The sequence below is a fragment of the Caballeronia sp. DA-9 genome (assembly GCF_051615025.1).
GTDB lineage: Bacteria > Pseudomonadota > Gammaproteobacteria > Burkholderiales > Burkholderiaceae > Caballeronia > Caballeronia sordidicola.
In genome coordinates this window covers 3,281,956-3,305,639 of the sequence record NZ_CP195133.1, presented here as the reverse complement: position 1 = coordinate 3,305,639, position 23,684 = coordinate 3,281,956, and the positions used below count along the sequence as shown (strand labels likewise).

Below are 23,684 nucleotides of genomic sequence, written 5' to 3'. Positions count from 1 at the left end.
ACTTCTCCGATATCCCTGTCCCCGGCAACCGCGCATGCTAGTGCCCTAACTTTTCGGGGCACAACATGAACAAAAACACTCGGTTGTCCAGCGGCGCACTCTTATTTGCGGCGTGCGTTTCGCTTGCTGCATCGGCATCAGCCGATACCGCCAACCACGGCTGGACCTACACCGGCGAACACGGCCCGGCCCACTGGGGCGCCATGAGCGAGGCCTTCCACGCGTGCGAAAGCGGCCGCGCTGAATCGCCGATCAATATCGAAGGCGCGAAAAAAGCGCCCGCCGACATGCCTCGCCTGAAGATCAATTACGCGCCGCTTCCCATCGATATCGTCAACACGGGTCATGCCGTTCAGTTCAACGCAACGCCGGGCACGGACAGTATTTCGCTTGGCGATCAGGCCTATCAACTCGTGCAGTTCCACTTTCATTCGCCGGGCGAAGAGCGTTTCGCGGGCAAGGAAAACGTGATGGACGCCCACCTCGTGCACAGCTCAGCGGGCGGCAAGCTCCTTGTACTGGCCGTGCAGTTCAAGCTCGGCGACCACCCGAACCCTGTCATTCAGGCCATGCTCGATCGAGTTCCAGCCGAAAAAGGCGCGGAGATGAAAGTCAGCGCGGTGACGGTCAATCCGCTCGACTTGCTTCCCAAGAATACCGGCTATTACACGTACAGCGGATCGCTCACAACGCCGCCGTGCACGGAAGGTGTGACATGGATCGAGTTCAAGGAACCGGTCAGCATCACGAAACAACAACTTGACGCGATGCACCATTTTTATCGCGGTAATCAGCGTCCTGTGCAGGCGTTGAACGGGCGCGAGATTTTTGAAGTGGATTGAGAAACGAGCAGCGTCCAGAAACGCGAAAAAGCGGGTCAAAGAACCCGCTTTTCCTGGCGCTTTAATCACGCACGATCAATCGCGCGCGAAACGGCTTTTACGCCGCAATGCTTTCCGCCGCAGCGCGCTCGATCTCGATCCGGCTTTCATGGAACCCGGACACCGACTCGCGGTGTGCCACGCTGACGATCGCGGCGTTCGGCAACGCGCTGATGATCGCCGTGTAGACCAACATCTCGTTTTCGGCATCGAGGGCGCTGGTGGCTTCGTCGAGGAACATGAAGTCCGGTTTATGCAGCAACACGCGCGCCGCAGCCAGCCGTTGCTGTTCGCCCGGCGACATCATCTTTGCCCAGTGCCCGGACTCGTCCAGCCGCGTGCCATAAGCCGCCAGATTGCAGACGCGCAGTGCTTCCCGGCAGGCTTCATCGGAGAAAATGGATGCTTCCGACGGGTAGCTCAGCGCCGCTTTCAACGTGCCGATCGGCAAGTAGCTTTGCTGCGGGATGAACATCAGTTTTGCATCGACGGGAGCGTCGATCGTGCCATCGCCGAAGGGCCACAAGCCGGCCAGCGCGCGCATCAACGTGCTCTTGCCTGAACCCGACGGCCCTTGCACGAGCCAGCGCGAACCGGGCTTCACGGTGACATCGGCGACGCTTGCGAGCGGCTTGCCATCGGGCAGCGCCAGCTTCAATCCCTTCGTCACGAGTGCGTCCGTGCTCGCGTAATGCAGGTTGATCCCACCGTGCGCGGTAGCGGGCGAAATGGCTTCCTTGATGTGCGTGGAGCGCATCACGCGCTTGAATTCGCGCAGCCGGTTCACGGTCGCGCGCCATTCGACCAACGTCGAATAACTATTGATGAACCACGAAAACGAGTCGCTGACCGTGCCGAACGCGGAACTGATCTGCATGAGCACACCGAGCGAATACGCGCCGGCGAAGTAGCGCGGCGCGGCGACCATGATCGGGAAAATGTTCGCGACCTGGCTATAGAACGCGAGCACGAACGTCAGCCGCTTGGTGTATTTCATGATCTGCCAGTAGTTCTGGCGGATCGTTTGAAAGATGCCCTTGGCGGTCGTGGTCTCGGTCGCGACGCCATCGTAGAACGCAATCTGTTCCGCGTTTTCGCGAATGCGGATCAGGCCGAAGCGGAAGTTGGCCTCCACTTTCTGGGCCTGATAATTGATCGATACCAGCGGATGGCCGAACCGTTGCATCAGGAGCGATCCGAGCACGGCATACCCCGCGGCGGCCCACACCATATAGCCCGGAATCGTGATCGGCGTGCCAAGGACAGAGAAGCTCAATGCGCCCGCGAGCGACCACAGAATGGTGATGAATGTGGCAAGCGTGACAAGGGTAGACAACAGATCCAGCGATAACGCCAGCGTCGTCGTGGCAAACGACTGAAGGTCGTCGCTGATCCGCTGGTCGGGGTTATCGGCGAGACGATCGCGTTCTATGCGGTAGAAGGCGTTATCGCCAAGCCATTGTTCAAGGTAGCGGTGCGTGAGCCACTGACGCCAGCGGAAGCCGAGCATCTGCCGCAAATACCTGCCGTACACCGCGAGCAGGATGTACGCGAATGCGAGACCCGTGAAGATCATCAGCAGATGCGGAAAGTCGTGGACGTTCTTGGTCTGGAGCGCGTTGTAGAAGTCCGCGTTCCATTTGTTCAGGCGGACATTGATGTACACGACCGTCATGTTGATCGCGATGATCGCAATCAGCAAAAGCCACGCAATGCCGCGTTCTTCCGATACCCAATAAGGCTTGATGAGACTCCACGCCGACACTTTGTCGGCGTTTTGTTCCGTGTTGCCGGGAGGTGTGATGGTCATGAGCTTCCTGAGGACGTGCCGGCTCGGCGGCAAATTTGTAACCTGGCGGGCGCCGCGGATCGTACGGGATCTTGAAGACGGCGCGCCGGAGCATTGTTTCGGGCGCGCCTTAACTGCGCCTTAATCCTTGCTGTATCCGCGCAAAACGAGATGCACCCGGCGTTCGCGGCATTGTGCCAGAGTGTGCGCAGCACGCGCGAAAGACGAGGATGCTGCGAACTGCTCGCATCCATATCCGGCTTTTTCCGGTTTGCGGCCCGTTTCGCTTTTATGTTTTAATGATTGGTGACGAAACAGGGGTGCTTCGGCGCGCGTTTTCCGATTTTGATGGACCGGAAAATGCGCGGCGAGGCTGAGAGAGTCCCTTTGCACCCGATCCGGGTAATACCGGCGAGGGAAGTTTCCGGAAAACCCAATTGGATTTCCAGTCTCTTCCAGTATTGGCAGGCCGCGATCCGCGTAAGTGCGTATCGGCGCCGCAATCTCGCCGTGGTTTCGTCCCTGAACATGTTTTGTGCGCCGCGCGTGCAATCAGGGCTCGAAACCGGCATTCCTCCCGGTTTCGACTTCTTTTATGCGCAACGCGTGCTCGTAGGTCCTGCCGCGTGTGCTGAGGAGGCATCGTCATCGTGAATACTGTTGTGCGTTCCAATCCGCGTGTCCTGACGGGCCGGGACGACTTTGCTGTCGTCGGCGGCGGCCTGTGCGGACGGCTGGTCGCGTGGCTGCTGGCGGGCGCAGGGCATCGCGTGGCGTTGTACGAACGGGGCGATGCGGCCGGCACGCAGTCGGCGGCCTGGGTCGCGGCGGCGATGCTCGCGCCCCTCGCCGAAGCTGCCAGCGCCGAATTGCTGATTACTGAACTGGGAGCGGCGTCGCTGGAACGCTGGCCTCGATTGATTGCCCAGTTGCCCAAACCCGTGTTTTTTCAACGCAACGGCACGCTGGTCGTCTGGCACGCTGGCGATCGAGCCGAGGCGCCGTTGTTCGAGCGCAGGTTGCGGGCGAATGCGCCTTCGGCGCTGTTTGAGGACGGCTTCATCAAGCTGTCCGGGGAACAGGTCGCGTTGGCGGAACCGTCGCTTGGTACGCGCTTCCCGCAGGGCTGGCTGCTTCCCAATGAAGGCCAGCTCGATAACCGTCAGGTCCTGGCGGCGCTCGCAGCGGGACTGGCGGAGCGCAACGTCGATCTTCACTGGAATACAACAATTGATGCGATGCCGGATGCGCGCTTCGTGATCGATTGCCGCGGTCTCGGCGGGAAAGCCGCGTGGCCGGCGCTACGCGGCATTCGTGGCGAAGTGGCGCGCGTGCATGCGCCGGGTATTGGCCTGACGCGGCCGGTGCGCTTGCTGCATCCGCGCTATCCGCTTTACATCGCGCCGAAGGAAAACGACGTGTACGTGATCGGCGCAACCGAAGTCGAAGGCGAAGACATGTCGCCCGTGACCGTGCGCTCCGCGCTGGAACTGCTGAGCGCGGCGTTCGCGGTGCATCCGGGTTTTGGCGAGGCGCGCATTCTCGAACTGAATTCGCAATGCCGCCCGACATTGCCCGATCATCGGCCGGCAATTGTCTGGGATGGTGCACGAACCTTGCGCGTGAACGGGTTGTATCGGCACGGCTACATGATCGCGCCCGAAGTCGCCGATACCGCTAACACCCTCGCCCAGGCCCTGCTCGGCGGCGCGGTCACCGATTCCGACTCCTTCAATGACTGGCGTCACCACGCCCGCTGGTCCGCCTTGCTGCGCTGCGAACAAGCCGCGCCTGTGCTTTGAGATTCATCATGAACATCCACATCAATCAGCAACCGTTTTCCGTCCCCGATGCAGCCACCGTCACCGACGCGCTCGCCGCTTTCGGCGCGAAGCCGCCGTTCGCCGTGGCGCTGAACGGGCAATTCGTCGCGCGCGGCGAGCATGCGTCGAAAGCGCTCAATGCCGGCGACAAACTCGACATCGTCTCGCCGGTTGCCGGCGGCTGAGCGTTTCCATACAGGAATTGGTCATGACCTTAACGATCACCACCGCCGATACCCTCACGCTCTACGGCACGCCGTTTCCGAGCCGCGTGTTGCTGGGAACGTCGCGCTATCCGTCGCTGCAATCGCTGTCGGATTCCATCGACGCCGCCCGGCCCGGCATGGTCACCGTCGCGTTGCGGCGCCAGTCGAACACGGGCGAAGCCGGTTTCTTCGACGTGCTCAAGCGCCACGGCGTTGCGTTGCTGCCCAACACGGCGGGCTGCCAGACCGTGGACGAAGTGCTGACCACGGCGCGAATGGCGCGCGAACTCTTCGATACCCCGTGGCTGAAGCTCGAACTCATTGGCGACGACTACACGCTGCAGCCCGACCCGATCGGCCTCGTGGAAGCCGCTGGAATTCTTGTTCGCGAAGGCTTCAAGGTGCTGCCGTACTGCACGGAAGACCTGGTGATCGGCCGCCGCCTGCTCGACGTCGGCTGCGAGGCGCTGATGCCGTGGGGCGCGCCGATTGGTACGGGTAAAGGCGTGACGAACCCATACGGATTGCGCACGCTGCGCGAGCGGTTGCCGGATGTGCCGCTTATCGTCGATGCCGGTCTGGGCGTGCCTTCCCACGCGTGTCAGGTCATGGAATGGGGTTTCGACGGCGTGTTGCTGAACACGGCCGTCTCGCAGGCCACGTTTCCGCCGCAGATGGCCCGCGCGTTTGCGCTGGGTGTGGAAGCGGGGCGGATGGCTTATCTGGCAGGGCCAATGGCCGAGCGCGATAGCGCGCAGGCGAGCACGCCGGTTGTCGGCATGCCGTTCTGGCACCAGGATGGGAGCGCGGCATGAGCATGTTGACGCAGGACAGGGAAATCTTCTGGCCACCCGCCGACGAACTGCTCGAAGCTTCGGAGCGAATTCGGCGGCGCTTGGGTGACTGGCCGGCGGCATCGAAGCAATGGCGGATCTGTTTGAGCGCGCCGGATCGACCGCTGAAAGGGGATTTGATACTGGGCGGCGGGTCCAACAAGCCGGAAGCAGAAGGCGTGGGATTGCTCGACGCCAAAGCCGGCCGTGCAACCTTGCAACTCGACGGCGTGGAGTACGCGCTGGAAGGCGAGTGGTCGGACGATTGGCCCGCGGCTCTGGCCGCATTCCTGGATTGCGGTTTCGAGCCGCACGATGCGCTCGTTCTGGCGCTCGCCTGGCGTCCGTCGAATCTGGACGAACTCGATGCATGGCCGGTCGACTTCTACACATTCCCAAAGGTTGCAAATTTGCTGCCGCCGCCTTCAAGGGCGTTTGCTCATTGCCCGGACCGGCTAGGTTTGTACGCCGTGTTGCCAAGCGCGGAGTGGGTCGAACGGGTTCTGGACCAAGGCGTGAAAACGGTGCAATTGCGCCGTAAATCGGCGGATCCAGGCGACTTGAAGCAGGAAATCGCACGTTCGGTAGCAGCCGGCGCGAAGCATCAAGCCCAGCTTTTTATCAACGATCATTGGCGCGAGGCGATTGCGGCTGGCGCATATGGCGTGCATCTCGGGCAGGAGGACGTCGAAACGGCCGACCTGAACGCCATTGCGGAAGCGGGTTTGCGGCTTGGCCTGTCAACGCACGGTTACTACGAAATGCTCAAGGCGCTGCACTTCAAACCGAGCTATCTTGCGCTCGGCGCAGTTTTTCCGACCACGACGAAGGTCATGCCCACAGCGCCGCAAGGTTTGTCGCGTCTGGCACGCTATGTGCGCTTGCTCGACGGGATTGTTCCGCTGGTTGCAATCGGCGGCGTGAATGGTGCCGTGCTGCAGCAGGTGTTGTCGACCGGTGTGGGAAGCGCAGCAGTCGTGCGCGCCATTACAGAGGCACCAGACCTGGCTTTCGCCGTTTCTGCGTTGCAACAGGAATTCGCGCGATAATGCAGCCGAATCGGAAAAAACTTCATATGTTTTATCAGTCGAAAGGGACCGTCACGTCGCTTTAAGCGCACAGGCCCTATAATTCGGCCTCTTGCGTAAAAGGATTGTCAGCCCCTGTGTCAGCTTCTCCCGAGACTTTGCTAGAGCTTCGCGACGTCGATTTCGGCTACGGCGAGCGGCTCATCCTGTCGAACCTGAACATGCGCTTCAAGCGCGGTCAGGTCGTGGCCGTCATGGGCGGCTCCGGCTGCGGCAAGACCACCGTGCTGCGGCTGATCGGCGGCCTCGTGAAGGCGCAGAAAGGCCAGGTGCTTTTCGGCGGCAAGGACGTCGGCGCGCAGACGCGCGACGGCCTCTACGAACTTCGCCGCAAAATGGGCATGCTGTTCCAGTTCGGCGCGCTTTTCACCGACCAGACCGTTTTCGACAACGTCGCGTTCCCGCTGCGCGAACACACCGATCTCCCCGAGGAACTCCTGCGCGACCTCGTGCTGATGAAGCTCAACGCGGTCGGGCTGCGTGGCGCGCGGGACTTGTCGCCATCGGAGATATCGGGCGGCATGGCGCGCCGCGTGGCGCTTGCACGTGCAATCGCGCTCGATCCCGAACTGATGATGTACGACGAGCCGTTCGCCGGGCTGGATCCCATTTCACTCGGCATCACGGCCAACCTGATCCGCACGCTCAATAGCGCGCTGGGCGCCACGTCCATTCTGGTCACGCACGACGTGCCGGAATCGTTCGCCATTGCCGATTACGTGTATTTCATCGCGAACGGCGGGATTCTGGCCGAAGGCACGCCGGCGGAGTTGCGGGCATCGCAGGAACCGTCGGTGCGTCAGTTCATCGACGGCGCGCCAGATGGTCCCTTCAAATTTCACTATCCAAGCACGACGCCGCTGGCGGCGGACTTTGGTATCGGAGCAAAGGCATGATCAGCGCCATCGGACGCTCGGTGCTCGGCAGCTTCGGCACGATCGGATATGCGACGCGCATGTTCCTGCGCCTTGTCGTCGAATTCTTTCCGTTGCTGCGCCGCCCGCGCCTTGTCACGAAACAGATTCACTTCGTCGGCAATTATTCGCTGCTGATCATTGGCGTGTCGGGTTTGTTCGTCGGCTTCGTGCTCGGCTTGCAGGGTTATCTCACACTCAACCGATACGGCTCCGAGCAAGCGCTCGGCCTCCTGGTCGCGCTCTCGCTGGTGCGGGAACTCGGGCCGGTGGTGACGGCCTTGCTGTTCGCGGGCCGCGCGGGTACGTCGTTGACGGCTGAAATTGGCCTCATGAAAGCGGGAGAGCAACTCACCGCCATGGAAATGATGGCCGTCGATCCGCTCAAGGTGGTCGTGGCGCCCCGCTTCTGGGCCGGGATTATCGCCATGCCGGTGCTGGCCGCGATTTTCAGCGCGGTGGGCATTTTCGGCGGCTATGTGGTCGGCGTGCTGATGATCGGCGTGGATCCGGGCGCTTTCTGGTCGCAAATGCAAGGCGGCGTGGACGTCTGGAGCGACGTGGGCAATGGCGTGATCAAGAGCATTGTGTTCGGCTTCGCGGTCACGTTCATCGCGCTGTTCCAGGGTTATGAAGCCCAGCCCACGCCGGAAGGGGTCTCGCGCGCGACCACGAAAACGGTGGTGTACGGCTCGCTGGCGGTGCTCGGACTGGACTTTTTGCTGACCGCGCTGATGTTCAACTGATCGTTCGGCCTGCGGCCTGGTTTGTCAGGTTGCAGACGTTGTGCAGGGCACAGACCCTCACGCAAAAACTGCTACAAGATTCTTTGGGAAGACGATGAAAAAGACTGCTGCTCTCGACTTTTGGGTGGGCCTCTTCGTGGTGCTGGGTTTCATAGCGCTATTATTTCTTGCACTGAAGGCCGGCAATATGAACGCCATGTCTTTTCAGCCGACCTATCCGGTCAAGCTGAAGTTCGACAACATCGGCGGATTGAAGCCGCGCGCGCCTGTGAAAAGCGCGGGCGTGACAGTGGGCCGCGTTGCGAACATTGGCTTTGACCAGAATACGTATCAAGCGCAAGTCACGATCGATATCGACAAGCAATATCAGTTTCCGAAGGATTCGTCGGCGAAGATCCTGACGTCGGGCTTGCTTGGCGAGCAGTACATCGGCCTGGAGCCGGGCGGCGACGACCAGATGCTCAAAAGCGGCGACACCATTTCCATGACGCAATCGGCCGTGGTCCTGGAGAACCTGATCGGCCAGTTCCTGTACAACAAGGCGGCGGATTCGGGTGCATCCAAGCCGGCGTCGTCTGCTGCCCCGGCCGCGCCGGCGTTCCCGGGTGCGGCAAGCGCAATGGGCGCGAGCGCTGCAGGTCAATGATCCGGACATATTGATTCAGCAAGATTCACGCAGTCGGAGGCTGGCACATTTCGCGGCACAGGGCAGCCTCCGGGTCAGCGACAATAAGGAGAAGAACAATGCAGGCAATGCGCGTAAAAAACGCGGCCGTGATACTCGCGGTGGCAGTGCTTGCCGGATGCGCGACGGTGACCACGCCGACCAAGGGCGACCCGTTCGAGAGCTACAACCGGACGATGTTCACGATCAACGACAAGATCGACCAGATCGCGCTCAAGCCGATTGCGAAGGGTTATGTGTTCATCACGCCGCAGCCGGTGCGCGACGGCGTCACGAACTTCTTCGGCAATATCGGCGATATCTACACGGCCGCGAACAATCTCGTGCAGTTGAAGATTGCCGATGGCGTGTCGGACATCATGCGCGTGGTGATGAACTCGATCTTCGGCGTGGCCGGGATTTTCGACATCGCGAGCGTCGCCGGACTTCCGAAGCACACCGAGGATTTCGGCTTGACGCTCGGCCATTACGGCGTGCCGGCGGGTCCCTATGTGGTGTTGCCATTGCTCGGGCCGAGCACGGTGCGTGACACGGCGGGTACGGTGGTCGACTATTTTGGCAATGTGACGAGTTACGTGGATCCGACCTGGTTCCGCACGACGCTTTTCGGTGTAGAACTGGTCAACACGCGGGCGAATTTGCTGGGTGCGAGCGACGTGCTGGCGGACGCCGCGCTCGACAAATACTCGTTCGTTCGTAACGCGTACCTGCAACGCCGGCAGTATCTGCTTGGCAATCAGGACAACAACGCGGTGCCGGATTACGGCGATAACGGCGCAGAGCCGCTGCCCAAGTACGACGATGTGAACGCGCCGGCAGCAGGCCCGGGCGCTGCTTCTGGTGTATTGGCGTCGCCTCCGGCGGGATCGGCATCGGCGCCGCAAGCGGCTTCGGCCGCGGCGCCGGCGAGCGCGCCGGGTGCAACGGGTGTTCCCGCGGATCGCATGGTGCCACCGCGGATTCCGTCGTTCCCGTCGTTCAAGCTGCGCTGAGGTTGTGCGAGGCGGTGCATGGCGCGGGTTGCATCGTGGAAAAAGCGCGATATGCCAAGCGCCAGTAATATATAGAAAGTGTTTTGACGGCTGGTAACAGCGTGGCGATGAACTCATGGAGCGCGCCACGCTCAAACCCTGGCCACTTTTTTTGCAGAGTCCTTAATGAAAAAACTATTCTTGCTTCCCCTGTTTGCTGTGTTGGTGGCCTTTTGCCCCGGCGCGTTCGCTCAATCCGCCGATATGTCGACGCCAGATGGTCTGGTAAAGACGGTGACAACGCAGGTTCTCGACCAGATCAAGGCGGACAAGCAGATCCAGTCGGGCAATATCACACGTATCACGGAACTGGTGAACGAAAAGATCCTGCCGTACACGGACTTCACGCGCACCACGCGTCTGGTGATGGGCCGCAACTGGAATACGGCTACGCCGGAGCAGCAAAAGCAGATCGTCGAGCAATTCAAGATGCTGCTGATTCGCACATACTCGGGCGCGTTGGCGCAGGTTCGTGACCAGCAGGTCCAGTACAAGCCGTTTCGCGCGGATCCGAGCGATACCGACGTCGTGGTGCGCTCGGTCGTGGTGAACAACGGTTCGCCGATCCAGCTCGACTATCGTCTGTACAAGACGCCGCAGGGTTGGAAGGTCTACGACATCAACGTGCTCGGCGCGTGGCTGATCCAGGCTTACCAGCAGCAATTCAACGAGCAGATCCAGCAACATGGCGTCTCCGGCCTGCTGCAGTTCCTGACCACGCGCAACCAGCAACTGGCAAACGGCAAGGCATCGTGAGTCGCTTCGAAACCGCCGCGACCCTCACGCACGACAGCGCCAGGAGTGCGCTGGAGGCGGGTTTGTCGCGCATAGCAGCGGGCGCGACCGAAGTGGATTGCGCGCCGCTCAAGCAGTTCGATTCGTCGGCGCTTGCTGTTTTGATCGCATGGCAGCGCGCCGCCGCCGCGCGCGGTACGGCGCTCGACGTGATAAATCTCCCTTCCGGGCTTGCCAGTCTCGCGCAAGCCTACGGCGTCAATACGCTTCTCACCTTCCGACATTGACCCTGTCTGACTGAACTACTGGCGCGTTTCGATGCTGTTTCAATACAGACGAGACGCACCGGACAGGGTTGTCATGGATGCGCTTGCGGCAGCCCTCGGCCGCAGATGGCCTATAATCAACCGTTTTTTCGGCCCATCTTCCGCCTTTCATCGTAATAAAGGCGGGTTCCGGTTCCGATCCGCACACCTAAAAGGCGCAGCCCCCAACACGCGCGCGCACTGTCAATGTCAGCCATAGAAATCCGCAACGTCAAAAAGCGCTACAAAGAGCTGCAAGCACTCAAAGGCGTGAATCTGGTGGTCGAGGAGGGCGAGTTTTTCGGTCTGCTCGGCCCGAACGGCGCAGGTAAAACCACTCTCATCAGCATTCTCGCGGGCTTGGCGCGCGCCGATAGCGGCACGATTTCCGTGCTCGGGCACGACGTGGTCACGGATTTCCGCGATGCCCGCCGCTCGCTCGGCGTCGTGCCGCAGGAACTCGTTTTCGATCCGTTTTTCACCGTTCGCGAATCGCTGCGCATCCAGTCCGGCTACTTCGGCTTGCGCAAGAACGACGACTGGATCGATGAAATCATGGCGAATCTCGATCTCACCGAGAAAGCCGATGTCAACACGCGCGCACTTTCGGGCGGCATGAAACGCCGCGTGCTGGTGGCGCAGGCGCTGGTGCACAAGCCGCTGGTGATCGTGCTTGACGAGCCGACTGCGGGCGTTGATGTCGAATTGCGGCAGACGCTGTGGAAGTTCATCTCGCGCCTGAATCGCGAAGGTCACACCATTGTGCTGACCACGCACTATCTGGAAGAAGCCGAAGCGCTGTGCGATCGGCTCGCCATGTTGCGGCGCGGCGAAGTGGTTGCGCTCGAACGAACCAGCACGCTCTTGCAGCGCTTCGCCGGCATGCAGCTTTCGCTGCGGTTCTCCCAAGGTTTTCTTCCCGTCGAGCTGCGCGCGCTGGAAATCGACCCGCGCGCGACCTCCGGCACAAACCACCTGCTGCGCCTGTCAAGCTACGACGACGTCGAGCCGATCCTCGCGAAATGTCGCGCGGCGGGTTGCACGTTCGATGAAATCGATGTCCGCAAAGCGGATCTGGAGGATGTGTTCGTGCAGGTGATGAACGGACCGGAAGTGGTCGAGGGCTTGTCATGAGCGGCTTTCGCACTCTGTTTTATAAAGAGATTCTGCGTTTCTACAAGGTCGCCTTCCAGACCGTGCTCGCGCCGGTGATCACGGCCTTGCTCTATTTGATGATCTTCGGTCACGCGCTGACCAGTCACGTCGAGGTATATCCGGGCGTGGCCTATACGAGTTTCCTGGTGCCCGGCCTCGTCATGATGAGCGTGCTGCAGAATGCCTTCGCGAATAGCTCTTCGTCGCTGATCCAGTCGAAGATCACCGGCAACCTTGTGTTCGTCCTGCTGCCGCCGCTTTCGCACTGGGAAATGTTCTTCGCGTACGTGCTGGCATCCGTGGTGCGCGGACTGGCGGTCGGTTTTGGCGTATTCATCGTGACCGTGTGGTTTATTCCGATGAGCTTCAGCGCGCCGCTCTATATCCTTGCCTTCGCCATGCTCGGATCGGCAATCCTGGGAACACTCGGATTGATCGCCGGTGTCTGGGCGGATAAATTCGACCAGCTCGCCGCGTTCCAGAATTTCCTGATCATGCCGCTGACGTTCCTGTCGGGCGTGTTCTACTCCACGCATACGCTGCCGCCCATCTGGCGCGAAGTGTCGCGGCTCAATCCGTTTTTCTACATGATCGACGGATTTCGCTACGGTTTCTTCGGCATGTCCGACGTCAGTCCGCTTGCGAGCCTGGGTATTGTCGGCGGGTTTTTCATCGTGCTGGCGGCCATCGCCATGCGCCTGCTGGCAAGCGGCTACAAGTTGCGCCACTAGGCGCGGATTAACCGATTTCGCTCAATTTCCAGGAGAGATCCATGTTGCCGACTCCCGAGCAAGTGAAAGACTACATTGCTGGCGGCCTCGCTTGCCAGCACGTTGAAGTAGAAGGCGACGGCCAGCATTTCTTTGCGACCATCGTGAGCGATGCGTTCGAAGGCAAGCGGCCCATTGCGCGTCATCAACTCGTGTACGCGGCGCTTGGCGACCGCATGCGCGCGGAAATCCACGCGCTGAGCATGAAGACGCTGACGCCCGCCGAGTGGAAACCCGCCTGAGCGTCCCTTCGTTGTTTGTGCATTCGATGCATCACCCGTCAACCGATAAGCTGGAAAATTAGTGCGATTCACTCAAGACAACCGCGACGCCGACAATGGCGCCGCTGCAGGAAGCTCAGTAGAAGGAACGCCAGGCATGGACAAACTCGTGATTGTCGGGGGCGCAAAGCTCTCGGGCGAAATCGTTGTATCGGGTGCGAAGAACGCGGCGTTGCCGATTCTCTGCGCCAGCTTGCTGACGGCCGACGACGTGCATCTGGAAAACGTGCCCAATCTGCAGGACGTGCGCACGATGCTCAAATTGCTCAACCAGATGGGCTTGCGCTCGGAGTCGGCGGACGGACGTGTCACGCTGAATGCATCGAAGGTGGACAACCTCGTGGCGCCGTACGAAATGGTCAAGACCATGCGTGCATCCATTCTTGTGCTCGGGCCGCTGGTCGCGCGCTTCGGCGAAGCGAAGGTGTCGTTGCCGGGCGGCTGCGCAATCGGCGCGCGTCCGGTCGATCAGCACATCAAGGGTCTCCAGGCGATGGGCGCCGAGATCACGATCGAGCATGGTTTCATCGAGGCGCGGGCGAAGCGGTTGAAAGGCGCGCGCATTGTCACCGACATGATCACCGTCACCGGCACGGAAAACCTGCTGATGGCGGCGGTGCTGGCGGACGGCGAAACGGTTATCGAGAACGCGGCGCGCGAGCCGGAAGTGAGCGACCTTGCGAACCTGCTCGTCGCAATGGGCGCAAGGATCGAGGGTATCGGGTCGGACCGGCTGGTGATTCAGGGCGTGGACACGTTGCACGGCGCTCGGCATTCGGTCGTGCCGGATCGTATTGAAGCGGGCACGTTTCTTTGCGCCGTTGCGGCAACCGGTGGCGACGTCACGTTGCGCAACGTGAATCCGTCGTTGCTCGAAGCGGTGATCGAAAAGCTGCACGAAGCGGGTGTGTCGGTTGAAGAAGGCGAGAACTGGATTCGCGTGCGCATGAACAAGCGGCCGAATGCGGTGAGCTTCCGCACATCGGAGTATCCGGCGTTCCCGACCGACATGCAGGCGCAATTCATGGCGCTCAACACCCTGGCCAGCGGCACGTCGCAAGCGGTCGAAACCATCTTCGAAAACCGGTTCATGCACGTGCAGGAACTGAATCGCCTGGGCGCGAGCATTACCATCGACGGAAACACGGCGCTCGTTACCGGCGTGCAGAAACTGTCGGGCGCGAAAGTCATGGCGACGGATTTGCGGGCGTCGGCGAGTCTGGTGATCGCGGCCATGTGTGCGGAAGGCGAGACGCTCATCGACCGGATTTATCACCTCGATCGCGGCTACGACCGCATGGAGAGCAAGCTGACGACCGTCGGCGCGAACGTGCGACGCATCAAGGGCGGCGGGGTGGAGCAATGAGTTCACTGCAGACTTCCGCGTCGGTGCAGCCGGGCGCGATCTTGACGCTGGCTTTGTCGAAGGGACGCATCTTCGAGGAAACGCTGCCGCTGCTCGCTTCGGCTGGCGTTGAAGTGACCGAGGACCCCGAGACGTCGCGCAAGCTGATCTTGCCGACCACGAATCCGAATCTGCGCGTGATCATCGTGCGTGCAACCGATGTCCCCACCTACGTGGAATACGGCGCGGCGGATTTCGGCGTGGCGGGCAAGGACGTGCTGATCGAGCATGGCGGCGGCGGGTTGTATCAGCCGGTCGACCTGAACATTGCGCGCTGCCGGATGTCCGTCGCGGTGAAGAACGGTTTCGACTACGAATCCGCCGTGCGACAAGGCGCGCGGCTGCGTGTGGCGACAAAATATGTTGAAGTGGCGCGAGAGCATTTCGCGGCGAAGGGCGTCCACGTCGATTTGATCAAACTGTACGGGTCCATGGAACTCGCGCCGCTGGTCGGTCTGGCCGACGCCATTGTCGATCTGGTTAGTTCCGGTAACACGTTGCGCGCGAACGATCTTGTCGAAGTCGAGGAAATCATGGAAATATCGTCGCGTCTGGTCGTCAACCAGGCCGCGCTGAAGCTGAAGCGCGCCGCGTTGAAACCTTACCTCGACGCGTTCGAACGCGCGTCGGCGAGCGCCTGAGGCTTTATAAGCCAAGGCAAACCAACGGATACCAGCATCATGTCTATCAAGATTCGCAAACTCGATTCCAGCGCCAACGGTTTTCACACGGCGCTGCACGCGGTGCTCGCGTTCGAGGCGAGCGAGGACGAAGCCATCGAGCGCTCTGTCGCGCAAATTCTCGCCGATGTCAAAAAGCGCGGCGACGAAGCGGTCCTCGACTACACGAACAGGTTCGACCGGCTGAAGGCGGAAAGCGTGGCGTCGCTGGAATTGCCGCAATCCGAGCTGGAAGCGGCGCTGGAAGGGCTTGAGCCAAAACGCCGCGCCGCGCTGGAAGCGGCGGCGGCGCGTGTGCGCGGTTATCACGAGAAGCAAAAGATCGAATGCGGGAGTCATAGCTGGCAATACACGGAGGCAGACGGCACCGTGCTCGGCCAGAAAGTCACGCCGCTCGACCGCGCCGGAATCTACGTGCCGGGCGGCAAGGCGGCGTATCCGTCGTCGGTGTTGATGAACGCAATTCCCGCGCGCGTTGCCGGCGTGAAGGAAATCGTGATGGTCGTGCCCACGCCCGATGGCGTGAAAAATCCGCTCGTACTCGCCGCCGCGTTGCTCGGCGGCGTGGATCGCGTGTTCACCATCGGCGGCGCGCAAGCGGTTGGCGCGCTCGCGTACGGCACGCAGTCCATTCCCGCCGTCGATAAGATCTGCGGCCCCGGCAACGCGTATGTGGCGTCGGCGAAACGGCGGGTGTTCGGCACGGTTGGCATCGACATGATTGCGGGACCGTCTGAAATCCTGATTATCTGCGACGGAACCACGGACCCGCGCTGGGTCGCGATGGACCTTTTCTCGCAAGCCGAGCATGACGAACTCGCGCAATCCATCCTGCTGTGCCCGGACGCGGCGTTCATTCAGCGCGTGGAAGACGCGATCAATGAGTTGCTGCCCACGCTGCCGCGTCGCGACGTGATTCAGCGCTCGCTGGAAGATCGCGGCGCGCTGATCAAGGTAGCCGACATGAACGAGGCGTGCGCGATCGCCAATGACATTGCGCCGGAGCACCTCGAGATTTCCGCGCTCGATCCGCATCAATGGGCGGCGCTGATCCGTCACGCGGGCGCGATCTTCCTCGGCCGTTACACGAGCGAAAGTCTCGGCGATTATTGCGCGGGACCGAATCACGTGCTGCCGACATCGCGTACGGCGCGGTTTTCGTCGCCACTTGGCGTGTACGATTTCCTGAAGCGTTCGAGCGTGATCGAAGTCAGCGCGGAAGGCGCGCAGACGCTTGGGGAAATTGCAGCGGAACTGGCTTACGGCGAAGGCTTGCAGGCACATGCCCGCAGCGCTGAGTACCGGATGAAAAACACGGCGCAGTAACCACACATACAAATAGGAGGCGGCTCGAAAGCCGCCCGGAAGTCGAAGACCATGACACGACCACAAGACATTCTCCGCCCCGACGTCCTTGCCATGACGTGCTATCCCGTGCCCGATTCCACCGGTCTGGTGAAGCTCGACGCAATGGAAAATCCGTACAGGCTGCCGGCGCCGCTCGCGGCTGAACTCGGCAACCGGCTCGCCGATGTCGCATTGAATCGCTATCCGGAGCCGCGTCCGGCGGCGTTGATCGAAAAGATCAAGCGCGTGATGCAGGTTCCCGCTGCGTGCGAAGTGCTGCTCGGCAACGGTTCGGACGAACTCATCAGCATGATGTCGACGGCGTGCGCGAAGCCGGGCGCCAAGGTCATCGCGCCCGTTCCTGGCTTTGTGATGTACGCGATCTCGGCGAAATTCGCGGGGCTGGAATTCGTTGGCGTGCCGCTGAACGCCGATTTCACCCTCGACGCAGACACGCTGATCGCCGCCATCGAAATGCACGATCCGGCGCTGGTGTATCTCGCGTATCCGAACAATCCCACGGGCACGCTCTACGACAGCGCCGACATGGAACGCGTGATCGCGGCGGCGTCGAAAAGCCTGGTCGTAATCGATGAAGCCTATCAGCCATTCGCGCAGCAAAGCTGGCTGCCGCGGGCCTCCGATTTCGACAACGTGGTGGTCATGCGCACGATGTCGAAACTCGGCCTTGCCGGAATCCGCCTGGGTTATCTCGCGGGAAAGGCGTCGTGGATCACGGAATTCGACAAGGTGCGCCCGCCCTACAACGTCAACGTGCTGACGCAGGCTACGGCGGATTTCATGCTCGATCACCTCGACGTGCTGGACGCCCAGGCTGCCGAACTGCGCGCCGAACGCACACGTCTGGAACAGGCCGTCGCGGCGCTTCCCGGCGCGACCGTTTATCCCAGCGCCGGCAACTTTCTGCTGGTTCGTGTTCCGGATGCGGCAACCGTCTTCGAAACCCTGCTGACATCGCGGGTTTTGATCAAAAACGTGAGTAAAATGCATCCGTTACTGGCAAATTGCGTGCGTTTGACGGTTGGATCGGCAGATGAGAATGCGCAAATGATCGCCGCTCTGAAACTCGCGCTGCACTGAAATAATTCTCTTAAAAGTTTCGAAGGAAATACCATGCGCATTGCGGAAGTCGTTCGCAACACCAGCGAAACGCAGATCCGTGTGAAGCTCGACCTGGATGGCACCGGCCGCCAAACGCTCGCCACCGGCGTGCCGTTTCTCGACCACATGCTTGACCAGATCGCGCGTCACGGCTTGATCGACCTCGACGTCGAAGCGCATGGCGACCTTCATATCGACGACCATCACACGGTCGAAGACACGGGGATCACGTTGGGCCAGGCGGTGGCGAAGGCCATTGGCGACCGCAAGGGCATCCGCCGATACGGCCATTCGTACGTGCCGCTCGACGAAGCGTTGTCGCGCGTGGTCATCGACTTTTCGGGCCGTCCGGGCCTGGAATTCCACCTGCCGTTCACGCGTGCGCGCATTGGCACGTTCGACGTCGATCTCACCATCGAATTTTTCCGCGGCTTCGTGAATCATGCGGGCGTGACGCTTCACATCGATAATTTGCGCGGCATCAATGCGCATCATCAGGTGGAAACCGTGTTCAAGGCGTTCGGGCGTGCTCTGCGCATGGCCGTGGAACTGGACGAACGCGCTGCGGGACAGATTCCATCGACCAAGGGCAGTCTATAAAGCCGGATAAACGCCACGGCTCGCTTCCGCGGAAGCCCGGCGGCCCTCGATGAACCTACTCAAATCGTTTATATCGCTGCTCGCGCTGATCAATCCGGTCGGCGCGATTCCGTTTTTTCTGAGCCTGACGACCGAAATGTCGCGTTCGGAAAAAGCGGGCACGATCCGGGTCGCGTCCATTTCGGTGTTTTGCGTGATCGCCGTGACGGCGTTGCTCGGCCAGCAGATTATTGCGTTCTTCGGCATTTCGGTCGGTTCGCTTGAAGTGGGCGGCGGAATCATCATGTTGCTGATGGCCATCAACATGCTGAACGCGCAGACGGGCAACGCGCGCTCGACGCCGGAAGAACGGCACGAAGCGGAGATCAAGAACAGCATTGCGGTCGTGCCGCTCGCCATTCCGCTTTTGACCGGACCGGGTTCCATCAGTACGGTAATCATCTATTCTGCAAGCGTGGCGCACTGGTACGACCGCATTGGTCTCGTCATGATCGGCGGCGTGCTGGCCGTGCTGTGTTATGGCGCGATGAGCCTGGCCGAACCCATCGCCACCTGGGTTGGCCGTACGGGTATCAATATTGGTACGCGGCTGATGGGGTTGATGTTGTCGGCACTGGCGGTTGAATTTATCGTCAATGGATTGAAGGCGTTGATTCCCTCCCTGAAATAGCGTTGTTTTAATGACTTCGATGAAAACTTCGATAGCAATCGTGGACTACGGCATGGGCAACCTGCGCTCCGTGTATCAGGCGCTGCGGCACGCCGCGCCGGAAGCGGACGTGGCGATCGTCGAGCAGCCCGAAGCCATTCGCGCCGCTGACCGGATCGTATTGCCGGGGCAGGGCGCAATGCGCGACTGCATGGCGCATTTCAGCGCATCGGGCCTGCAGGACGCCGTAATGGAAGCCGCGCGCAACAAGCCCATGCTGGGCGTGTGCGTGGGCGAGCAGATGCTTTTCGACTGGAGCGAGGAAGGCGGCGCGGGCGGCACGAATGGTCTTGGCCTCGTGCCGGGCAAAGTCGTGCGGTTCGCCCTCGAAGGGAAGTTGCAGGACGACGGTTCGCGTTTCAAAGTACCGCAAATGGGCTGGAACCGCGTGCGCCAGACGCAGCCGCATCCGGTTTGGGAAGGCGTGCCCGACGAATCGTTCTTCTATTTCGTGCACAGTTATTACGGTGTCCCGGACAATCCGGCGCACACATCGGGCGAAACCCTGTACGGCGCGCCGTTCACATCGGCCATTGCTCGCGATAATCTGTTCGCTACGCAATTCCATCCGGAGAAGAGCGCCGACGCCGGTTTGCGGCTGTATCGGAACTTCGTTCACTGGAATCCGTGAGCGTGTTTTTTGACGTTTTGCCTTATGCCGTTTGCAGCCGCGGCGCTCGCATTACTTGTACTACACTAGCGAAACGGTAAGCGAAAAGAGGCGCTTGGCGCCGCTCGCAATCGTTCGATCAACCCTTTCCTTTAACGCTATTTCTTATGTTGCTCATTCCGGCCATCGATCTAAAAGACGGTCAGTGCGTACGCCTCAAACAAGGCGATATGGACCAGGCGACCATTTTTTCCGAAGATCCGGCGGCAATGGCCCGGCTCTGGCTCGAGCGGGGCGCGCGGCGGCTGCATCTCGTCGACCTGAACGGCGCATTTGCCGGCAAGCCAAAAAACGAGGACGCCATCCGGGCGATCATCAAGGAAGTCGGCAGCGACATTCCGGTGCAGCTTGGCGGCGGTATCCGCGATCTGAATACCATCGAGCGCTATCTGGACGACGGTCTGGAGTACGTGATCATTGGCACGGCGGCGGTGAAAAATCCGGGCTTTCTCCAGGATGCGTGCACCGCTTTTGCGGGTCATATCATCGTGGGACTGGACGCCAAGGACGGCAAGGTGGCAACGGACGGCTGGAGCAAGCTGACCGGCCATGAAGTCATAGACCTTGGGCGCAAGTTCGAAGACTACGGCTGCGAATCGATCATCTACACGGACATTGGCCGCGACGGCATGTTGCAGGGCATCAACATTGAAGCAACGGTACGCCTCGCGCAAGCCGTCAAGATTCCTGTGATCGCGAGCGGCGGGTTGTCAAACATTGCTGACATCGACTCCCTGTGCGAAGTCGAAGACGAAGGCATTGAGGGCGTGATTTGTGGGCGCGCGATTTATTCCGGCGATCTGGATTTTGCCGCTGCACAAGCCCGTGCCGACAAGCTGCGGGAAGCGGACGACGCTTGAAATAGCGTGCCTAACGGCGCTGGTTCAGGGTTTCCGTATATCTTGGGCGGCCGCTGAATGCGCAATTGCGCCGACACAGCATCTTTGTTCGCTGGCGGTTTCTCGTTTGAAGCCGCTGCGCTTTCGTCATTTACCCGCAGCAAAACGGCATTCGCAAGACTATGGCTCTCGCTAAACGCATCATCCCTTGTCTCGACGTCACTGCCGGCCGCGTGGTCAAGGGCGTCAATTTCCTCGAATTGCGCGACGCGGGCGACCCCGTTGAAATCGCCCGCCGATACGACGATCAGGGCGCCGACGAACTCACATTCCTCGACATCACCGCGACCTCCGATCAGCGCGACCTGATTTTGCCGATCATCGAACAGGTGGCGTCGCAGGTCTTTATTCCGCTGACCGTGGGCGGTGGCGTGCGTGCGGTGGAAGATGTCCGGCGCTTGCTGAACGCGGGCGCCGACAAGATCAGCATGAACTCGTCGGCGGTATCGAACCCGCAACTCGTGCGCGACGCGTCGGACAAACACGGGTCGCAGTGCATTGTGGTCGCCATCGATGCAAAACGCGTCAGCGCCGCGAACGAAACGCCTCGCTGGGAAGTGTTCACGCACGGCGGCCGCAAGAATACCGGGCTCGACGTCATTGAATGGGCGCGCAAGATGGCCGAACTCGGCGCGGGAGAAATCCTGCTGACCAGCATGGATCGGGACGGGACCAAGAGCGGGTTCGATCTTGCGCTGACACGCGCGGTATCGGACGCGATTTCGATTCCTGTCATTGCTTCGGGCGGCGTAGGGTCGCTCGCACACCTCGCCGACGGCATTACTGAAGGTCACGCCGATGCGGTGCTTGCCGCCAGCATCTTCCACTATGGCGAACACACGGTCGGCGAAGCAAAACGCTTCATGGCGGACCAGGGTATATCGGTGAGGATTTAAGCGGTGACTGTACAAACTGAAGAGGCGGGCTGGCTGGACAAGATCAAGTGGGACGACAACGGCCTTGTGCCGGTAATCGCGCAGGAATCCGCCACCGGCGACGTGCTGATGTTCGCGTGGATGAACCGCGAAGCGTTGGCGAAGACCATCGAATTGAAACGCGCTGTGTACTACTCACGCTCACGCAAGCGCCTCTGGTTCAAGGGCGAAGAGTCGGGACACGTCCAGCACGTGCACGAAGTCCGGCTCGATTGCGACGAAGACGTCGTCTTGCTGAAGGTCGAGCAGGTGTCGGGCATTGCCTGCCATACCGGCCGTCACTCGTGCTTTTTCCAGAAATTCGAGGGATCGGTGGAAACGGGCGATTGGGTCGCCGTAGAACCCGTCCTGATGGACCCCGAACATATCTACAAGTAATGACCGAGCCTACGATTTCCACGCAAGACACGCTGCTGCGCCTCGCGGCAATTATCGACAGCCGCAAGGGCGGGGACCCGGAACAATCCTATGTTTCCCGACTCTTTCATAAGGGTGACGACGCCGTTCTGAAAAAAATCGGCGAAGAAGCCACCGAAGTCGTGTTGGCCGCCAAAGATGCGCGCCACGGTGGCGCGCCCAAGGCGCTTGTCGGCGAAGTGGCCGACTTGTGGTTCCATTGTCTTGTGATGTTGTCTCATTTCGATCTGGGTCCAGCGGAAGTCATCGCGGAACTCGAACGACGCGAAGGTACGTCGGGGATCGAAGAGAAAGCGTTGCGCAAGTCCCGCGATCGCGAGCAGGACGAAAACGGCCGCTGAGAGCGGGCGCCGCTTTGCATCGACGGGCATCAGGAGGATGAAATGAGTCAGCCGTACGAACCTTACCCACCGCCCGTCTACGAGAACCCGGTCGATTCCGAGCGGCTGCGCAGCCTGCGCACGTTGACGCACGTGCTGTACGCGCTCTACGCGGCCTATTGGCTGACGGGCGGATTGACGGTGCTGATCGCGATCATCATCAATTACCTGAAACGTGACGACGTCGCCGGCACGCCGTACGAGGCGCATTTCCAATGGCAAATCCGTACTTTTTGGTGGGCGCTGCTCGGCCATGTGATTGGCGTTGCGCTGATCTGGGTGCTGATAGGATTTCCTATCCTGGCCGTGGTCGGAATCTGGACGTTATATCGGGTTATAAAAGGCTGGCTGTTTTTGTACGAAAACAAGTCATTGCAACCACGCGCCTGGGTCTGAAACCCAACCCTCAACGCGCATTGATAACCGGGATCTCCGCAAAAACACATGAGCCAAGAGAACTGTATTTTCTGCAAGATCGCTGCGGGAGAAATTCCGAGCAAGAAAGTCCACGAAGACGATGAATTCGTCGCTTTTCACGATATCAATCCGGCCGCTCCCGTTCATGTGCTCGTGATTCCGCGTAAACATATTGAGACGCTCTCGAGCTGTACCGAAGCCGACGCGCCGCTGCTTGGTAGAATGCTGAGCCTGACAGCGCGGCTCGCCAAGGAATTGGGCGTTGCATACACCGGTGGCGACACGGGATTCCGCACGGTCATCAATACGGGGCCGGGCGGCGGGCAGGAGGTTTATCACATTCATGCCCATATCCTCGCCGGGGAACGGCCATGGCGCAGGATGGGTTAGCTTGGCGGCGTGGAAACGGACCACTTTCGGGCAGGAAAGCGCCGATTGCGATGTAATGAAATTGAAAGCGTCTTTTCACCGCAATATTGCGCGCGCAAAATGTCGGTTTAATCAGCGGAGCGTCAGCGCTCCGGCTCGGACCGCAGGGTCCACATTCTTCGCCGCGGGCACATGCGGCGAGGTCAAGGAGAGTTTTCAGTCATGGGTTCGTTAAGCATTTGGCATTGGTTGATCGTGTTGTTGATCGTCGCACTGGTTTTCGGCACCAAGAAGCTGCGTAACATTGGCGGCGATCTGGGCGGCGCGGTGAAGGGTTTCAAGGAAGGCATGAAGGAAGGCGAAACGCCGGCCGAGCAGCGCGAATTGCCGCGCAACGGCGCGGTCGACGTGGAAGCGAAGGACAAGACGCGTTCGAGCGACTACCGGTAAGCGAGCGGGTCCGGTAGGCGTAGCGCCGGCCATATTCATTCG

Annotated in this window: 29 protein-coding genes and 1 riboswitch; of the genes, 28 read left to right on the top strand and 1 reads right to left on the bottom strand. The window is 60.6% G+C overall.

Translation table 11 applies throughout. The annotated features are described in order from the left end of the window. Positions 1 to 65 precede the first annotated feature (65 nt). On the top strand, positions 66 to 842 hold the full coding sequence (locus ACRWA7_RS31400; protein WP_438394581.1) for a carbonic anhydrase: 777 nt from the start codon (positions 66 to 68) through the stop codon (positions 840 to 842). 97 nt (positions 843 to 939) lie between these two features. Here the strand turns inward: ACRWA7_RS31400 and ACRWA7_RS31395 are convergent, their stop codons facing one another. Further along, positions 940 to 2,691 carry an ABC transporter ATP-binding protein/permease gene (locus ACRWA7_RS31395; protein WP_438394578.1) on the bottom strand — a complete coding sequence of 584 codons (1,752 nt, stop codon included), beginning with the start codon at positions 2,689 to 2,691 and terminating at the stop codon, positions 940 to 942. A 285-nt stretch (positions 2,692 to 2,976) separates the two neighbouring features. Beyond that, a riboswitch (TPP riboswitch) is annotated at positions 2,977 to 3,107 on the top strand. Between the two features lie 213 nt (positions 3,108 to 3,320). Here ACRWA7_RS31395 and ACRWA7_RS31390 point away from each other — a divergent pair. From ACRWA7_RS31390 to tatA, 27 genes are all read left to right on the top strand, one after another. Further along, a complete protein-coding gene (locus ACRWA7_RS31390; protein WP_438394576.1) occupies positions 3,321 to 4,472 on the top strand; it encodes an FAD-dependent oxidoreductase in 1,152 nt (383 codons plus the stop codon). A gap of 8 nt (positions 4,473 to 4,480) precedes the next feature. After that, positions 4,481 to 4,678 (top strand): sulfur carrier protein ThiS, encoded by a 198-nt coding sequence (gene thiS / locus ACRWA7_RS31385; protein WP_060858221.1) that lies wholly within the window; start codon positions 4,481 to 4,483, stop codon positions 4,676 to 4,678. A 23-nt stretch (positions 4,679 to 4,701) separates the two neighbouring features. Next, positions 4,702 to 5,514, top strand: a complete 813-nt coding sequence (locus ACRWA7_RS31380; protein WP_060858222.1) for a thiazole synthase — start codon at positions 4,702 to 4,704, stop codon at positions 5,512 to 5,514. After that, complete coding sequence (thiE, locus tag ACRWA7_RS31375; protein WP_438394573.1) at positions 5,511 to 6,581, top strand: thiamine phosphate synthase; 1,071 nt, start codon at positions 5,511 to 5,513, stop codon at positions 6,579 to 6,581. Before ACRWA7_RS31380 ends, thiE begins: the two co-directional genes overlap by 4 nt. Positions 6,582 to 6,697: 116 nt before the next feature. Next, positions 6,698 to 7,516, top strand: a complete 819-nt coding sequence (locus ACRWA7_RS31370; protein WP_060858223.1) for an ABC transporter ATP-binding protein — start codon at positions 6,698 to 6,700, stop codon at positions 7,514 to 7,516. Further along, positions 7,513 to 8,280 carry a lipid asymmetry maintenance ABC transporter permease subunit MlaE gene (mlaE, locus tag ACRWA7_RS31365; RefSeq protein WP_060858224.1) on the top strand — a complete coding sequence of 256 codons (768 nt, stop codon included), beginning with the start codon at positions 7,513 to 7,515 and terminating at the stop codon, positions 8,278 to 8,280. Before ACRWA7_RS31370 ends, mlaE begins: the two co-directional genes overlap by 4 nt. Positions 8,281 to 8,374: 94 nt before the next feature. Beyond that, complete coding sequence (gene mlaD / locus ACRWA7_RS31360) at positions 8,375 to 8,926, top strand: outer membrane lipid asymmetry maintenance protein MlaD (protein ID WP_060858225.1); 552 nt, start codon at positions 8,375 to 8,377, stop codon at positions 8,924 to 8,926. Positions 8,927 to 9,024: 98 nt separating this feature from the next. Further along, positions 9,025 to 9,957: an MlaA family lipoprotein gene (locus ACRWA7_RS31355; protein WP_060858226.1), complete on the top strand. Its 933-nt coding sequence runs from the start codon at positions 9,025 to 9,027 to the stop codon at positions 9,955 to 9,957. 165 nt (positions 9,958 to 10,122) lie between these two features. Beyond that, complete coding sequence (locus tag ACRWA7_RS31350; protein WP_438394568.1) at positions 10,123 to 10,752, top strand: MlaC/ttg2D family ABC transporter substrate-binding protein; 630 nt, start codon at positions 10,123 to 10,125, stop codon at positions 10,750 to 10,752. Next, complete coding sequence (locus ACRWA7_RS31345) at positions 10,749 to 11,018, top strand: STAS domain-containing protein (RefSeq protein WP_060858228.1); 270 nt, start codon at positions 10,749 to 10,751, stop codon at positions 11,016 to 11,018. Before ACRWA7_RS31350 ends, ACRWA7_RS31345 begins: the two co-directional genes overlap by 4 nt. A 225-nt stretch (positions 11,019 to 11,243) precedes the next feature. Then, the gene (locus ACRWA7_RS31340) at positions 11,244 to 12,170 is read left to right on the top strand and encodes an ABC transporter ATP-binding protein (protein ID WP_438394567.1); all 927 of its coding nucleotides are present in this window, start codon (positions 11,244 to 11,246) and stop codon (positions 12,168 to 12,170) included. Beyond that, positions 12,167 to 12,922: an ABC transporter permease gene (locus tag ACRWA7_RS31335; RefSeq protein ID WP_438394564.1), complete on the top strand. Its 756-nt coding sequence runs from the start codon at positions 12,167 to 12,169 to the stop codon at positions 12,920 to 12,922. The genes ACRWA7_RS31340 and ACRWA7_RS31335 overlap by 4 nt, the downstream gene beginning before the upstream one ends. 41 nt (positions 12,923 to 12,963) lie before the next feature. Further along, positions 12,964 to 13,203, top strand: coding sequence for a BolA family protein (locus ACRWA7_RS31330; protein WP_060858231.1), 240 nt, complete (start codon positions 12,964 to 12,966; stop codon positions 13,201 to 13,203). 136 nt (positions 13,204 to 13,339) lie between these two features. After that, on the top strand, positions 13,340 to 14,608 hold the full coding sequence (gene murA / locus ACRWA7_RS31325) for a UDP-N-acetylglucosamine 1-carboxyvinyltransferase (protein WP_060858232.1): 1,269 nt from the start codon (positions 13,340 to 13,342) through the stop codon (positions 14,606 to 14,608). Further along, entirely contained in the window at positions 14,605 to 15,288 is a 684-nt protein-coding gene (gene hisG / locus ACRWA7_RS31320) for an ATP phosphoribosyltransferase (protein ID WP_060858233.1), read from the top strand. The genes murA and hisG overlap by 4 nt, the downstream gene beginning before the upstream one ends. A 39-nt stretch (positions 15,289 to 15,327) precedes the next feature. Beyond that, positions 15,328 to 16,653: a histidinol dehydrogenase gene (hisD, locus tag ACRWA7_RS31315; protein WP_438394559.1), complete on the top strand. Its 1,326-nt coding sequence runs from the start codon at positions 15,328 to 15,330 to the stop codon at positions 16,651 to 16,653. A gap of 51 nt (positions 16,654 to 16,704) precedes the next feature. Then, positions 16,705 to 17,775 (top strand): histidinol-phosphate transaminase, encoded by a 1,071-nt coding sequence (hisC, locus tag ACRWA7_RS31310; protein WP_060858235.1) that lies wholly within the window; start codon positions 16,705 to 16,707, stop codon positions 17,773 to 17,775. 33 nt (positions 17,776 to 17,808) lie between these two features. Continuing rightward, on the top strand, positions 17,809 to 18,396 hold the full coding sequence (gene hisB, locus ACRWA7_RS31305; RefSeq protein WP_438394555.1) for an imidazoleglycerol-phosphate dehydratase HisB: 588 nt from the start codon (positions 17,809 to 17,811) through the stop codon (positions 18,394 to 18,396). Positions 18,397 to 18,445: 49 nt separating this feature from the next. After that, the gene (locus ACRWA7_RS31300) at positions 18,446 to 19,066 is read left to right on the top strand and encodes a MarC family protein (RefSeq protein WP_060858237.1); all 621 of its coding nucleotides are present in this window, start codon (positions 18,446 to 18,448) and stop codon (positions 19,064 to 19,066) included. Positions 19,067 to 19,085: 19 nt separating this feature from the next. Next, positions 19,086 to 19,736 (top strand): imidazole glycerol phosphate synthase subunit HisH, encoded by a 651-nt coding sequence (gene hisH / locus ACRWA7_RS31295; RefSeq protein WP_438394553.1) that lies wholly within the window; start codon positions 19,086 to 19,088, stop codon positions 19,734 to 19,736. A 146-nt stretch (positions 19,737 to 19,882) separates the two neighbouring features. Further along, a complete protein-coding gene (gene hisA, locus ACRWA7_RS31290) occupies positions 19,883 to 20,635 on the top strand; it encodes a 1-(5-phosphoribosyl)-5-[(5-phosphoribosylamino)methylideneamino]imidazole-4-carboxamide isomerase (RefSeq protein WP_060858238.1) in 753 nt (250 codons plus the stop codon). Between the two features lie 161 nt (positions 20,636 to 20,796). Continuing rightward, positions 20,797 to 21,570 (top strand): imidazole glycerol phosphate synthase subunit HisF, encoded by a 774-nt coding sequence (gene hisF / locus ACRWA7_RS31285; protein ID WP_438394551.1) that lies wholly within the window; start codon positions 20,797 to 20,799, stop codon positions 21,568 to 21,570. 3 nt (positions 21,571 to 21,573) lie between these two features. Then, positions 21,574 to 21,987 carry a phosphoribosyl-AMP cyclohydrolase gene (gene hisI, locus ACRWA7_RS31280; RefSeq protein ID WP_438394549.1) on the top strand — a complete coding sequence of 138 codons (414 nt, stop codon included), beginning with the start codon at positions 21,574 to 21,576 and terminating at the stop codon, positions 21,985 to 21,987. Further along, positions 21,987 to 22,367, top strand: a complete 381-nt coding sequence (locus tag ACRWA7_RS31275) for a phosphoribosyl-ATP diphosphatase (RefSeq protein WP_060858241.1) — start codon at positions 21,987 to 21,989, stop codon at positions 22,365 to 22,367. The genes hisI and ACRWA7_RS31275 overlap by 1 nt, the downstream gene beginning before the upstream one ends. Before the next feature lie 42 nt (positions 22,368 to 22,409). After that, complete coding sequence (locus ACRWA7_RS31270) at positions 22,410 to 22,802, top strand: DUF4870 family protein (RefSeq protein ID WP_438394546.1); 393 nt, start codon at positions 22,410 to 22,412, stop codon at positions 22,800 to 22,802. A gap of 48 nt (positions 22,803 to 22,850) precedes the next feature. Beyond that, complete coding sequence (locus ACRWA7_RS31265) at positions 22,851 to 23,213, top strand: histidine triad nucleotide-binding protein (protein WP_438394544.1); 363 nt, start codon at positions 22,851 to 22,853, stop codon at positions 23,211 to 23,213. Between the two features lie 201 nt (positions 23,214 to 23,414). Then, a complete protein-coding gene (gene tatA, locus ACRWA7_RS31260) occupies positions 23,415 to 23,642 on the top strand; it encodes a Sec-independent protein translocase subunit TatA (protein ID WP_056355605.1) in 228 nt (75 codons plus the stop codon). Positions 23,643 to 23,684 lie beyond the last annotated feature (42 nt).

What these genes read in the sequence shown, in the direction of transcription:
- ACRWA7_RS31400 (WP_438394581.1), top strand. Translation starts at nt 66, where the DNA reads ATGAACAAAAACACTCGGTTGTCCAGCGGCGCACTCTTATTTGCGGCG.
- ACRWA7_RS31395 (WP_438394578.1), bottom strand. Translation starts at nt 2,691, where the DNA reads ATGACCATCACACCTCCCGGCAACACGGAACAAAACGCCGACAAAGTG.
- thiS (WP_060858221.1), top strand. Translation starts at nt 4,481, where the DNA reads ATGAACATCCACATCAATCAGCAACCGTTTTCCGTCCCCGATGCAGCC.
- ACRWA7_RS31380 (WP_060858222.1), top strand. Translation starts at nt 4,702, where the DNA reads ATGACCTTAACGATCACCACCGCCGATACCCTCACGCTCTACGGCACG.
- thiE (WP_438394573.1), top strand. Translation starts at nt 5,511, where the DNA reads ATGAGCATGTTGACGCAGGACAGGGAAATCTTCTGGCCACCCGCCGAC.
- mlaE (WP_060858224.1), top strand. Translation starts at nt 7,513, where the DNA reads ATGATCAGCGCCATCGGACGCTCGGTGCTCGGCAGCTTCGGCACGATC.
- mlaD (WP_060858225.1), top strand. Translation starts at nt 8,375, where the DNA reads ATGAAAAAGACTGCTGCTCTCGACTTTTGGGTGGGCCTCTTCGTGGTG.
- ACRWA7_RS31355 (WP_060858226.1), top strand. Translation starts at nt 9,025, where the DNA reads ATGCAGGCAATGCGCGTAAAAAACGCGGCCGTGATACTCGCGGTGGCA.
- ACRWA7_RS31350 (WP_438394568.1), top strand. Translation starts at nt 10,123, where the DNA reads ATGAAAAAACTATTCTTGCTTCCCCTGTTTGCTGTGTTGGTGGCCTTT.
- ACRWA7_RS31340 (WP_438394567.1), top strand. Translation starts at nt 11,244, where the DNA reads ATGTCAGCCATAGAAATCCGCAACGTCAAAAAGCGCTACAAAGAGCTG.
- ACRWA7_RS31335 (WP_438394564.1), top strand. Translation starts at nt 12,167, where the DNA reads ATGAGCGGCTTTCGCACTCTGTTTTATAAAGAGATTCTGCGTTTCTAC.
- ACRWA7_RS31330 (WP_060858231.1), top strand. Translation starts at nt 12,964, where the DNA reads ATGTTGCCGACTCCCGAGCAAGTGAAAGACTACATTGCTGGCGGCCTC.
- murA (WP_060858232.1), top strand. Translation starts at nt 13,340, where the DNA reads ATGGACAAACTCGTGATTGTCGGGGGCGCAAAGCTCTCGGGCGAAATC.
- hisG (WP_060858233.1), top strand. Translation starts at nt 14,605, where the DNA reads ATGAGTTCACTGCAGACTTCCGCGTCGGTGCAGCCGGGCGCGATCTTG.
- hisD (WP_438394559.1), top strand. Translation starts at nt 15,328, where the DNA reads ATGTCTATCAAGATTCGCAAACTCGATTCCAGCGCCAACGGTTTTCAC.
- hisC (WP_060858235.1), top strand. Translation starts at nt 16,705, where the DNA reads ATGACACGACCACAAGACATTCTCCGCCCCGACGTCCTTGCCATGACG.
- hisB (WP_438394555.1), top strand. Translation starts at nt 17,809, where the DNA reads ATGCGCATTGCGGAAGTCGTTCGCAACACCAGCGAAACGCAGATCCGT.
- ACRWA7_RS31300 (WP_060858237.1), top strand. Translation starts at nt 18,446, where the DNA reads ATGAACCTACTCAAATCGTTTATATCGCTGCTCGCGCTGATCAATCCG.
- hisH (WP_438394553.1), top strand. Translation starts at nt 19,086, where the DNA reads ATGAAAACTTCGATAGCAATCGTGGACTACGGCATGGGCAACCTGCGC.
- hisA (WP_060858238.1), top strand. Translation starts at nt 19,883, where the DNA reads ATGTTGCTCATTCCGGCCATCGATCTAAAAGACGGTCAGTGCGTACGC.
- hisF (WP_438394551.1), top strand. Translation starts at nt 20,797, where the DNA reads ATGGCTCTCGCTAAACGCATCATCCCTTGTCTCGACGTCACTGCCGGC.
- ACRWA7_RS31275 (WP_060858241.1), top strand. Translation starts at nt 21,987, where the DNA reads ATGACCGAGCCTACGATTTCCACGCAAGACACGCTGCTGCGCCTCGCG.
- ACRWA7_RS31270 (WP_438394546.1), top strand. Translation starts at nt 22,410, where the DNA reads ATGAGTCAGCCGTACGAACCTTACCCACCGCCCGTCTACGAGAACCCG.
- ACRWA7_RS31265 (WP_438394544.1), top strand. Translation starts at nt 22,851, where the DNA reads ATGAGCCAAGAGAACTGTATTTTCTGCAAGATCGCTGCGGGAGAAATT.
- tatA (WP_056355605.1), top strand. Translation starts at nt 23,415, where the DNA reads ATGGGTTCGTTAAGCATTTGGCATTGGTTGATCGTGTTGTTGATCGTC.